Raw genomic sequence first — 12,365 nt, forward strand, 5'->3', positions numbered from 1 at the left:
CAAAACCTAATTTAGCTATAGAAGGACACATTACTGTGTATTTCTAGCGCCGAATTAGGTTTTTTTATGTCTATTTTTAATAGACAGCGCTTATTCATACACTTTTCTTTATATATTCACTTGATGCAATGGTTTGCGGTACATAATGAAGGAGGTATTCAAATGAAGATGAACAAAAAAGGAACATGGTTGTGGTTGCTCGTATTAATGTGTATATTATCTAGCAACGGTACTGCTGAAGCAGCCGTTCAATCTAACCAAACAAAGAGTGATACGATGAACTATAAATATCAAAATGATGTAACACAACCAACAAGCGCCGGTATATTCACAGGATTACAGACAGGTAACAACAATACATTAGTATGGTCAGGTATACCTTATGCACAAGCTCCTGTAGGAGATTTGCGTTGGAAAGCACCTCAACCCCTACCATCATCTGCGAGTGAACAGCATAACGCACGTCAAGCAGGCAATATCTGTACTCAATTAGCAGACGGCAAAGTCGTAGGCGAGGAAGACTGTCTATATCTTAATGTCTATCGTCCACATACGACAGCTACTGATCTGCCTGTACTTGTATTTTTGCATGGAGGAGGCAATGTGACAGGTAGCTCTGCGGCTTTGGAAGCAGAATCATTGGCTACCAGTACACAATCGGTTGTTGTTACTGTTAATTATCGCTTAGGATTATTAGGATGGCTTAACAATACTGCAATCAAAAGTGGTAATCCGCTAGAGGATTCAGGCAATTTTGCGCTGTTAGATCAGATTGCAGCACTCAAATGGGTACAGCAACAGATAGGTAGTTTTGGTGGTGATCCAGACAATGTTACACTGGGCGGTCAATCTGCGGGCGCGCGTGATGTGTTGGCATTGGTCATTTCACCGCTTGCCAAAGGGCTATTCGCTAAAGTGATGCCTTTAAGTGGGGGTATGACTACAGCTACGCCGGCGGAAGGACAAGCGTATTCGGATAGCAAATTAGCCGCAGTACTGGTTCAAGCAGGCAAAGCCAGTACAACAGCAGAAGCTATGACCTACCTTCAAAAAACGGATGCGCAAACATTACAGCAAACATTACGTTCATTAGATAGCAAACAGTTGGTGCAAGCAGTCGGTAGCGTGATGATTCGAATGTCTGAATTTCCGCATTTATTTGCAGATGGTCATGTATTACCGAAAAATGGATTTGATGTCGTACAGACCGGACAATATAATCGTGTTCCGATGTTAATTGGTAGTATGAAAAATGAATTCAATGTATTTGCTGCCTATGATCCAGAATTTAGTAAGCAATTCACTTCAAATTCATGGACAACAGCAAAAGAAAAGCAGTTCTGGCAAGCTACCCAGTATGGAAGTCAATTATATTCTGCTTTTAATGCAGATCAAGTAGCAGATAGATTTACAAAAGATACTCAAGCGTTACCGATCTATGTGTATCGTTTTGCATGGGGTACAGAAGTGAAAGGTCTGCAAGCACCAGCTAAATATTTAGCCGCTACACATGGAGTAGATATGGACTTTTTGAGTGGTCATTTTGCTGATAGTAATTACGGGTTACTATTCAAAAATCAATTTTATAAAGACGATAATGAAGCTGGAAGAATACAATTGATGCATCGTTATCGCCAATATATTCGTCAGTTTTTACATGATCAATCGATGCAAGTAAGCGATACACCGGCTTGGACATCTTGGCAAAAATCACGTACATTATTGCAATTTGATGCTACCAATACCAAAGCAATATTAAAGACTATTCAGCCAGCACCGACTTCAGTTAAAATGATGGCGACTATTCAATCATCGTTATCGAATACTGCGAAGTCTGTGGTATGGGATAACGTATTAAAAGGTAGATTCTTTATGGATGCTCAATATTAAAAAAATACATTTTTTTGTAAAAGTACTGGATAAGTGAGTGATTTTCACGTATTCAGTACTTTTTATTCTATATTTATAATAGAAATTCGTTTGAATAATCATATACTTGTTTAAATTTAGCTATAATTATATGATAGATACAACTGATGGTTGAACTTGATAACAACATTTGGGAGGCACCATGAATATAGATCCTAAAATAGCAGCAGTCGATTGGGAATATGTGGTACAAAATTTAAAATCTTCGGTAACGATTGCTGATGCAAGAAGAAGTGATTTCCCGCTTGTTTTTGTAAATAGTCATTTTACCGAGTTAACAGGTTATACCAAAAATGAAGCGATCGGATACAATTGTCGTTTTCTACAGGGTGTAGATACTGATCCAGCAGCAGTTAAAAAGATTCGTGAAGCTCTAGCTAAGCAAGAATCTGCTGTGATCGAGATTTTGAATTATACCAAAGAGGGAACTCCTTTTTGGAATGAAATTAATTTAGATCCTATTTTTGACCGGAATGGTGAATGTCATTATTTTGTAGGGATTCAATTTGACATCACAGATCGCAAAACAGCGGAACAACAAGCCAAGCGTGCAGCAGAATTAGCAGAAGCAGCTAATCGCGCGAAAAGCCGTTTTATTGCAAATATGAGTCATGAGTTTCGGACACCATTGAACGGAATTATTGGAATGACTGAATTGATCTTATTAAGTGAGATCGATCAAGAACAACGTGATAATATGAAGATTGTCCAAAATAGTGCGGAAACGTTGTTGACGTTAATTAATGATGTACTTGATTTCTCCAAAATCGAAGCGGAAAAGATGAATCTTGAAAATATAGAATACAATATTCATGAATTGATGGATATTACGATCAAAGCGCATCGTCCGTTAGCATTGGAGAAAAAGATTGATCTATTATTGCACATTGGCAAACGTGTACCTAAAATCGTAGTCGGTGATCCACATCGATTAAAACAAGTGCTGAATAACTTGATTGGTAATGCGATTAAATTTACGAGTCAGGGTTCAGTGAAGATTTCTGTCGAAGGGCAGGAATTAATCGAAGACAAATTAATGCTTCATTTTAAAGTAAAAGATACAGGGATCGGTATTGCAGAAAAAGATATGCCCAAGCTATTTAAAAGTTTTAGTCAGGTCGATGATTCACAGACACGCGAATTTGGCGGCACTGGTCTAGGGCTAGTCATCAGTCAGCAGATCGTTGAGTTAATGGGTGGACATATTACAGTAGATAGCGATGAAGGAATCGGGACTATTTTCCAATTCACAATTCCTCTGGCTTATGCTCATACATCAACAAGTGAAGGTGTAGATACAGAATATGCTCCTTCTCATAAGTCTATAGAGCCACCTGTAGAGACAGAAGAGGAATCTAATGCTAGTGGACTGAAAGTACTCTTGGCAGATGATGACCGAATCAGTCGTCTAATTACGATGCGTATGTTAGAAAAGTTAGGTCACCGAGCAGAATCTGTCGAAAATGGTCTGGAAGCTGTGCGCACGTTAGAAAAAGATTCTGGTTATGATCTTGTACTAATGGATATTCAAATGCCTGTTATGGATGGACTTCAAGCCACAGATGAAATACGCAACTCCGGCAAAGTCAATCGCAATGACATTCCGATTATTGCTTTGACAGCTCATGCGTTCAAAGACGACCAAAAGCAAATTATGGCTTCCGGTATGAATGGTGCATTATCTAAGCCATTGCCTATCCAAAAGCTTGCAGAAATTATTGATTCTGTGAAGCAAGAACAACAGAAATAAAAGAATACCGTCTATAGATATAGCAAAATATAGCATGATAAAAAGCCGCCTTTGATATACAAGGGCGGCTTTTGGTCTATCACAAATGAAATAGATATAGAACGTTAATCTTCGATCGTAGAGAGATCACCTGTAGGAAGCTCCAATTCCCATGCTTTCAGCACACGACGCATAATTTTACCACTACGTGTTTTGGGAAGCTTGTCTTTAAATTCAATCTCGCGCGGAGCAGCATGAGCAGACAATCCTTCTTTGACAAAGCGAGTGATCTCTTGCTTCAATTCTTCTGTAGCTGTATATCCTTCCCGAAGGGAGATAAATGCTTTGATCACTTCACCACGTACAGGATCAGGCTTACCGATAACACCTGCTTCAGCTACCGCAGGATGTTCTACCAATTTACTTTCTACTTCAAAGGGACCGACACGCTCACCAGACGTATTGATGACATCATCAATTCGACCCTGGAACCAGAAGTATCCATCTTCATCCATATAAGCAGAATCTCCTGAAATATACCATCCCGGAATACGTGTATATTCTTCAAATTTGGCAGGATTGTTCCAAATTTTGTACATCATTGATGGCCATGGTGTTTTGATCGCTAGATTACCCATCCGTAGTGGAGGGAGCACATTACCCGCATCATCGATAATAGCAGCTTCTACACCCGGAATCGGACGTCCCATAGAGCCAGGGCGAATATCCATGCGCGGATAGTTACAGATAAGCTGTGCGCCTGTCTCGGTCATCCACCATGTATCATGAATCCGTTGTCCGTAGACACGATATCCCCAGCGAATAACTTCAGGATTTAGCGGTTCGCCTACACTGAGCACATGACGAAGCGAAGAAAGGTCATATTGCTGAACCACTTCATCGCCAGCTCCCATTAACATCCGAAAAGCTGTTGGAGCACTATACCATACCGTTACTTGATAGCGTCCAATCGTCTTATACCAATCTTGCGGGCTGAATCGCCCTCCACGCACAACATTGGTCACTCCATTTAACCAGGGAGCAAAAATACCATAAGACGTCCCTGTCACCCAACCAGGGTCAGCAGTACACCAATAAATATCATTCTCTTGAAGATCAAGTACAATTCTGCCGGTATATTCTTGCTGAATCATAGCTCTATGAACATGATATACACCTTTAGGCTTGCCTGTAGACCCAGAAGTATAGTGAAGGATTAGACCATCATCCAGATCTACCCATTCTATCTCTGCTTCTGTTGAAGCTTGTTGCATTTCTTTGGCAAAATCAATATAAGGAGCTGTAATGTCTTGCTCATCTCCAACAAGAATGACATGTTGAAGTTCAGGTAATTCGTGACTAGGCACCCGTTCAACCAATTTGGGTGTAGTGATTATAGCTACAGCACCACTATCTGCCAGACGATCTTTCACAGCCGTTTCCATAAAGGCTTCAAATAATGGCCCAGCAATAGCACCAATTTTAATAATACCAAGCAATGTGAAATACAGTTCAGGAGTACGAGGCATAAAGATAAACACGCGATCTCCTTTACCAATGCCTAGTTTGCGTAACATATTAGCAGCTCGATTCGATTGTTGACGCAATTGTTCAAAGGTATACGATTCGCTTCGTACAGGATCACTATAATGCAAAGCAATATGATCACGACGTTCTGAAGCAGCATGACGATCGATTGCCTCGTAAGCAAGATTGATATTGCCCGTTTCATGCCAGGAGAATCTTTTTTCTACATCTGCCCAGTCAAAAGAACGACTAGCTTCCTCATAATCCATCATATTGGCTTGTGTAGCTTCTACAGCAATGATTTCCACGTTATCTTTTCCCATAATGACCTCCATGATTATTGAGATACGATCTTGTGTTTCGATTACCATATATAGCGCTTACAAAAAACAATACTACGATTTCACAAATTGTTCAATTTTATATTTTCCTGTAGTATAGCATAGCGAAATATTATTTTTTTTACAATTGATTTTGCATCATAATCATGAAAAAAATCATGAATTTACATTTTAACTATAAATTATGACAACTTTGTAGTAATATATAACGAATGAAAATGATTCAAAGTGAATAATTAAACTGTTTTATAAAAACATAGTAATTCAAAACGAATAATCACACACTATAATCATCTTCTTTTTGATTTCTATTTCTATGTCTAATATTACAGTTGAAGCAAAAGTAAGGAGAGATGTCACACGCTATCATTGAGCATTTTAGGAATTGTTAATTGAAAAGGAGGTTATTAACGGAATGAATTCAAACGCGATCTCTACTAAAAAAACGATCAGCGAAGTAGGCTTGATTCGCGCGATCGCTTGTATGAGCGTTGTATTACTGCATTCGATTAAATTTACAACAGGGGAAAGTACAGAGGGTGCTATTCAGTTTGGACTATGGACGCTAGCTGGACTTCTTTCTTTTGGAACATCGACTTTTGTGTTTATTTCAGCATTGGTTCTTGCTTATTCTTATCCTAACCAGTTACCGAAGCAATTTTATAGCAAACGTATCAAGTTTCTTTTGATTCCTTTTGCTTGTATGGCTGTATTTTATGCTGTGATGTCTGGTGTATTGAATGGATGGTCGATTCCTAAGCTAGTGGTCTACAATATGCTCGGAGCTTATCATGGCTGGTTTGTACTGGTTATTTTCCAATTTTACATTCTTCATCAATTGTTTAATAAGTATATTGCCCGTTTTGATCCGGGGTGGGTTCTAGCTATAGCTCTTATTATTAATGTAGCGTATCTTGCTTTCTTTAATCTGGTAGCACCGCCTAGTAGCAATCAGTATATTGCTTATATTTGGGACCGAGGATACTGGATGCCATTTACAGGTTGGGTATTTTATTTTGCTCTCGCTTATTATTGTGGTAAACATTATCAAACATTTATGCAATATATCGAAAAATACAAAGTATGGATTTACGCAGCATTGCCTGTATCGTTAGCCATCATTATTTATAACAATATGTATGCTAGCTTCGGATTTGGATCGAAGCGTATGGATATGATTTTGTTTACAGTTTTGTTAATTTTCGTATTGTTTTTAGCTTTTCGTAATGTAACCAAAATGCCGGCTGTATTATCAATCGTCAGTCAGTATTCATTTGGGATCTATTTATTGCATTGGTTCTATCTACAAATGATGGATATAGCGATCGAGACGTTTGCTGTATCGCTTGGCTATTTTGAGATTCCATTGTTGTTTGTAGGAGGATTGCTCTGCTCTTATGTGACTATTAATCTATTAAACCGGATTAAGATTGGTAAATATATTGTAGGTCGAGTCAATGTACCCAAATCTTCTGCTCCAGCTTCCAGTCGTAGCTTGGCTACTGAAAATTAAATTATAGCTTGATCTCTTGATCTGTAGAAATCAAAACCTTCTCGCATAATGAGAAGGTTTTTTTCTGATTTTTGCTGATCTACATAGCTACACATACATTTACCTCAAAAATCAGTATAATAAGAACATAAGGAAAGCGTTATCATAAAAGTAGCCGATCTCGTTTACAATATTGAATACTTCCATAAAGAAAGGAATTCCAGTATGGAGCATTTGAAAAATCCACAATCGGAAACACTTGTGTCTCCTCGGTGCACGTTACAACTAGAAGGGCCTGTATCACCAGCACATATTCGCACTAAAAAAATGCATCCTCAATTAGACGCCTTTCGTCGTCCAGCCGAACAATGGGAAGCATTGATCGAAATTGCTGAATTGGATGAAGGGCGCATTATTATGGCTTGCGATGGCGAGGTCATTGTCGGATATGTAACATTTCATTATGCAGATGAATATGAGCGCTGGTCGGAAGGCAATATGGAGGATCTGATCGAACTTGGAGCAGTTGAAGTAGCGAATGATTACCGGGGACTCGGTCTAGCCAAAAAGTTGATACAACTTTCTTTTCGCGAAGAACAACTTGATCGAATGATTGTATTTACGACAGAGTATTACTGGCATTGGGATCTTGAGAATACAGGGCTAAACGTCTGGGATTATCGCAAAATGATGGAGCAGTTAATGAAAAATGTTGATATGGTCTGGTTCGCAACCGATGATCCTGAAATCTGTTCTCATCCTGCGAATTGCTTGATGGTACGTGTAGGAAAATATGTACCGCAATCTTCAGTAGAAGCATTTGATCGCCTACGATTTCGGCAACGATTTATGTATTGAATTTCAATCATAGAAAGGAGAATTGATGTATGGATAAAGCAATATATGTATATCATCCTGATAGCTTGAAGTATGTATTTCATCAGAATCATCCATTTGACCAGCGTAGATTAACGCTTACTCGTGATCTACTACAACAAGTAAATGCTTTATCTGTAGATCAAATCTTTGTGCCTGGCGAATTGCCAGATTCTCATTTGTTACAACAAGTGCATATTCCTGAATATGTAGAAGCTGTCAAACAATTAAGTCTGGAGCATCCTTCACAGCAGGCTATTGATCGTGCATTCCAATACGGTCTTCATCAAGGGGATACGCCGTATTTTGCAGGGATGCACCAGAGTGCATTATCGATTGCTGCTGGCTCGGTGACTGCTGCCCAGATGGTAATGGAAGGTCAGACGACCCATGCTCTTCATCTAGGGGGTGGACTGCATCACGCTATGCCACAGAAAGGCGCTGGATTCTGTATCTATAATGATGCCGCACTTGCAATCGCTCATGTACGGGAAACATATGGAGCTAAAGTGCTCTATATTGACACAGATGTGCATCATGGAGATGGTGTAGAAATGTGCTTTTACACTGATCCAAATGTTTTTACGTATTCGATTCATGAGACAGGTAAATATTTATTTCCAGGTACAGGACGGGTAGAAGAGCGCGGTGCAGGTGAAGGATTTGGTTACACTGTAAATCTACCTTTAGAACCGTATACTGAAGACGATTCATGGCTAGAGTGTTTTGAGACGACGTTGAATCAAGTGTTAGAACGCGCTAAGCCCGATCTTATTATTAGTCAACATGGATGTGATGCTCATGCGCTTGATCCATTGTCTCATGTGCATTGTTCTATGCGTATCTATCAGGAGATGCCTCGTATGATTCATCAAGCTGCTCATCAGTGGTGTGAAGGACGGTGGGTAGCACTGGGAGGCGGCGGATACGATATATGGAGAGTAGTACCTAGAGCATGGTCATTATTGTGGCTTGAAATGAGCAATCATCCACTACTGCAACAGCTTCATACTGATCCGTTGTTACCGTTACCTCAAGACTGGTTAGATCATTGGCAAGCAGAAAGTCCTGTCTCTTTGCCGCAAACATGGTTAGATGATGTGAAGCGCTGGGAACCGATCCCAAGGCGAGAAGAGATCACGCAGTCTAATCGAGCGATCAGTGAAATAGCAGCAACTTATTTGAAATAAAGCAAAGGTTTATTTGCCAGTATCCAAGTGGATCAGAATTGGTATAAAATAAACATTATACCAGTCTGTAACAAAATCGTAATGACTCAAAAGGGGCGAAATGAACATTTTCGGGTATATATATTTTGCCGGGAGATTGGCAGATGAAAGATTTTCACATACAGAGCATAAAAGGGTAAGTTAATATAAGCGGTAAGCAGGGACAATAGCTACGTATGTAGAAATAGATACTATATTCAAGGAATGAGTTATATTCATCATTCATTACTATAGTATGGAATGATCTGCCAATCCCGAAAGGAAGAGATATGTATGTGCTATATCCTGTCACCAGCAAATGTGTATCCGGATCGTTACTGGTTTAAGTACAATTTCAATGATTCACCGGATCATTTGAGCTTCAAAAAAGGCACACCTCAACGAGATTGGGCGAAGACGCCAAAGTTCCATTTGCAAGGAGATATCGATCTTAATCATTTAATGCATTTTGATTGGTTTATGAGCGATGGACCCGATCTAGTGGGACCTAGACTTGCTAGCGTTATCCGACAATATGCTGACAAAGATGTACAATTGGTCGATGCAGAAGTCACTGTTAACGGTGAACCGCTTAACGGGTTTCAAGTACTTAATATCTTGACTGTTATCAATTGCTTGGATGTAGAAGAATCGGTTCATGTTCCTTTACTTCCAGGAATTCATGGAAGCCCTGTTCATTATATCTCGGTTGCTTTTCAACCGGATGGACTCAAAGGTCATGGACTGGTGCGTTCGAATGAAGATATCAGTCTGATTGTAGCATCTTCTGAATTTGTAGAAGCTTGTCGGGTACAAAACATAGCAGGTATTGTTTTTAAGGAAAATCTCTAAGTGGTATTTTGAGCAACATATCCTGATGGACGGTCTCCTTCCTTTTATCGATAGCAATTATTGATAAAGTATTCATTGTATGGCATCGTCTCTCGGCGCTACATGTCTCTACAAATTATATGACAATCACATGAAGGGGGCTTTTCCATGAGTAAGAAAGAAGTAGTAGCTATGTTGCTTGCCGGAGGTCAAGGCAAAAGACTCAAAGGTTTAACAAGATTTCTGGCAAAGCCAGCCGTTTATTTTGGCGGTACTTATCGCATTATCGATTTTCCTCTTAGTAATTGCGCCAATTCACGTATTGATACAGTAGGTGTATTAACGCAATATGAACCCATGGTCCTTCATGCATACATAGGTGTTGGTAACGATTGGGATATGGATCGCAAAAATGGTGGAGTATTTGTATTGCCACCACATGAACGCGAAGAAGGCAGTAGCTGGTATCAAGGAACAGCGGATGCGATTTATCGCAATCTAAACTTCGTGGAAAGATTCGATCCTGAACATGTTCTTATTTTATCCGGTGACCATATTTACAAAATGGATTATGGCAAAATGCTGGATTACCATAAAGAAAAAGACGCAGATTGCACCATTTCTGTTGTCAATGTCACGCTGGAAGAAGCTAGCCGTTTCGGTATGCTGAATACAGATGATGATCTTAAAATTTACGAGTTCGATGAAAAGCCAGAACATCCAAAAAGTACACTTGCTTCTATGGGTATTTATTTGTTCAAATGGGATGTTCTAAAATCTTATCTGATTCAAGATGAGACGAACCCTACCTCTTCTTATGACTTTGGTAAAGATATTATTCCGTTATTGTTAGATGATGCCAAAACATTATACGCTTATCCATTTGAAGGATACTGGAGAGACGTTGGTACAATCCAAAGTCTATGGGAATCCAATATGGATATGTTATCTGAACATCCAGAATTGGATTTGAATGATCCGAACTGGCGTATCTTCACACGTAGCCCGAATCAGCCTGCTCAGTATATTGCGCCTGAAGCTAAAGTGAGTGATAGCATCATTAACGAAGGTTGTATTGTACATGGTGAAATTAATCATTCGGTTCTATTCTTCGGTGTAGAAGTAGGCGAAGGTAGTGTGATTACTGATTCCGTTATTATGCCTAATGTGAAAATCGGCAAAAATGTTCGTATCCACCGCGCGATTATTGACGATGGTATGATATTGCCAGATGGTAAGCAAATTGGTGTAGATCGTGAAGATGAGAGCGAAATCTTACTAATAACGAATGAGTCATTATAATAAAGAGGACGGTGATGGGAATGAAGGGCTTCGTAGGAGTTATCAACCTGGATCATGAATTAGACCAACTAAATGAATTAACATATTTCCGTTGCGGTGCAGCCGTTCCATTTGGTGGACGCTATCGTCTAATCGATTTTGCTTTGTCAAATATGATGTATGCAGGTATGGAAGATATTGCTCTATTTGTTCGTCGTAAATATCGTTCTTTAATGGATCATTTGGGTGAAGGCAGACCGTGGGACTTGGATCGTAAACGGGGCGGACTCTTCATCTTGCCACCAGATTGGCATGATCCAACCGATACTTCACTTGGAGATCTGCAACATATTCATAATAATATGGATTATTTCCATCGCAGTTCTGGTGATATTGTTGTGAATAGCGGCACCCAACATGTGAACAAAGTAGATTTTAATGAAGTCTACAAATATCACAAAGAAAAAGGTGCAGATGTTACGGTTGTCTACAAAAAAGTAGCAGAGTTGGAGCCAGAACATGGCCCTTGTCGTCGTGTAGAAGTAGATGAGAATGGCTATGTATCAGGTATTCATCATGAGCGTGATCATAACAATATTTATCTAGAAATCTTTATTATGGATAAAGCTCTGTATTTGGATCAAGTTCGTTACTCGATTGCTCATGGTAAGAGCTATTTCTTCCGTGATGTGATTCAACATAACCCGAATGGTCTTAAAATCGCCGCTTATGAATATACAGGCTACAATGCAGTGATTAATTCAGTGGAAAGCTACTACAAAAATAGTCTAGCTTTACTTAACCCTGATAACTACATGAAGTTATTTCATGAGAAACCTGTGCAAACGAAGATTAAATACGAAGCACCGACCAAGTATCTGGAAAGTGCTAAAGTGACTAATTCTTTATTAGCAAACGGATGTATTATTGGCGGAGAAGTGGAAAACAGTATTTTATTCCGCGGTGTTAAAGTCGAAAAAGGCGCACGTGTTGTCAATTCAGTTATTTTACAGAAATGTACGATTGAAGCAGGCGCTGTATTGGAAAATGTGATCTTGGATAAAGATGTTCATATTTCAGGAGATCGTACATTGATCGGTGATGTGAAAAAACCATATGTTACAGCGAAGAGCACTTCCGTCTAAATGTAG

General features: G+C 39.3%; 9 protein-coding genes. 8 read left to right on the top strand and 1 reads right to left on the bottom strand.

All coding sequences use genetic code 11. From position 1 onward, the window contains the following. Positions 1-162: 162 nt before the first annotated feature. Positions 163-1,890, top strand: coding sequence for a carboxylesterase family protein (locus tag PQ456_RS09955; RefSeq protein ID WP_273615974.1), 1,728 nt, complete (start codon positions 163-165; stop codon positions 1,888-1,890). Positions 1,891-2,071: 181 nt separating this feature from the next. Then, entirely contained in the window at positions 2,072-3,679 is a 1,608-nt protein-coding gene (locus tag PQ456_RS09960) for an ATP-binding protein (RefSeq protein ID WP_273615975.1), read from the top strand. A 104-nt stretch (positions 3,680-3,783) separates the two neighbouring features. On the opposite strand, the gene acsA is transcribed toward PQ456_RS09960, so the two are convergent. Then, complete coding sequence (gene acsA, locus PQ456_RS09965; RefSeq protein WP_273615976.1) at positions 3,784-5,508, bottom strand: acetate--CoA ligase; 1,725 nt, start codon at positions 5,506-5,508, stop codon at positions 3,784-3,786. A 433-nt stretch (positions 5,509-5,941) separates the two neighbouring features. Between acsA and PQ456_RS09970 the strand changes: the two genes are divergently transcribed. The 6 genes from PQ456_RS09970 (at position 5,942) to glgD (ending at position 12,359) form a co-directional block, all read left to right on the top strand. Further along, entirely contained in the window at positions 5,942-7,039 is a 1,098-nt protein-coding gene (locus PQ456_RS09970; RefSeq protein ID WP_273615977.1) for an acyltransferase family protein, read from the top strand. Between the two features lie 204 nt (positions 7,040-7,243). Further along, positions 7,244-7,876 (top strand): GNAT family N-acetyltransferase, encoded by a 633-nt coding sequence (locus PQ456_RS09975; protein WP_273615978.1) that lies wholly within the window; start codon positions 7,244-7,246, stop codon positions 7,874-7,876. Positions 7,877-7,905: 29 nt separating this feature from the next. Further along, the gene (locus PQ456_RS09980; protein WP_273615979.1) at positions 7,906-9,084 is read left to right on the top strand and encodes an acetoin utilization protein AcuC; all 1,179 of its coding nucleotides are present in this window, start codon (positions 7,906-7,908) and stop codon (positions 9,082-9,084) included. Positions 9,085-9,396: 312 nt separating this feature from the next. Beyond that, positions 9,397-9,954: an imm11 family protein gene (locus PQ456_RS09985; RefSeq protein WP_273615980.1), complete on the top strand. Its 558-nt coding sequence runs from the start codon at positions 9,397-9,399 to the stop codon at positions 9,952-9,954. A gap of 147 nt (positions 9,955-10,101) precedes the next feature. After that, complete coding sequence (locus PQ456_RS09990) at positions 10,102-11,235, top strand: glucose-1-phosphate adenylyltransferase (RefSeq protein ID WP_273615981.1); 1,134 nt, start codon at positions 10,102-10,104, stop codon at positions 11,233-11,235. Positions 11,236-11,255: 20 nt separating this feature from the next. Then, positions 11,256-12,359, top strand: coding sequence for a glucose-1-phosphate adenylyltransferase subunit GlgD (glgD, locus tag PQ456_RS09995; RefSeq protein WP_273616292.1), 1,104 nt, complete (start codon positions 11,256-11,258; stop codon positions 12,357-12,359). Positions 12,360-12,365: the final 6 nt, after the last annotated feature.

Source organism: Paenibacillus kyungheensis (assembly GCF_028606985.1).
In the GTDB taxonomy this organism is placed as follows: domain Bacteria; phylum Bacillota; class Bacilli; order Paenibacillales; family Paenibacillaceae; genus Saccharibacillus; species Saccharibacillus kyungheensis.

What these genes read in the sequence shown, in the direction of transcription:
- PQ456_RS09955 (WP_273615974.1), top strand. Translation starts at nt 163, where the DNA reads ATGAAGATGAACAAAAAAGGAACATGGTTGTGGTTGCTCGTATTAATG.
- PQ456_RS09960 (WP_273615975.1), top strand. Translation starts at nt 2,072, where the DNA reads ATGAATATAGATCCTAAAATAGCAGCAGTCGATTGGGAATATGTGGTA.
- acsA (WP_273615976.1), bottom strand. Translation starts at nt 5,508, where the DNA reads ATGGGAAAAGATAACGTGGAAATCATTGCTGTAGAAGCTACACAAGCC.
- PQ456_RS09970 (WP_273615977.1), top strand. Translation starts at nt 5,942, where the DNA reads ATGAATTCAAACGCGATCTCTACTAAAAAAACGATCAGCGAAGTAGGC.
- PQ456_RS09975 (WP_273615978.1), top strand. Translation starts at nt 7,244, where the DNA reads ATGGAGCATTTGAAAAATCCACAATCGGAAACACTTGTGTCTCCTCGG.
- PQ456_RS09980 (WP_273615979.1), top strand. Translation starts at nt 7,906, where the DNA reads ATGGATAAAGCAATATATGTATATCATCCTGATAGCTTGAAGTATGTA.
- PQ456_RS09985 (WP_273615980.1), top strand. Translation starts at nt 9,397, where the DNA reads ATGTGCTATATCCTGTCACCAGCAAATGTGTATCCGGATCGTTACTGG.
- PQ456_RS09990 (WP_273615981.1), top strand. Translation starts at nt 10,102, where the DNA reads ATGAGTAAGAAAGAAGTAGTAGCTATGTTGCTTGCCGGAGGTCAAGGC.
- glgD (WP_273616292.1), top strand. Translation starts at nt 11,256, where the DNA reads ATGAAGGGCTTCGTAGGAGTTATCAACCTGGATCATGAATTAGACCAA.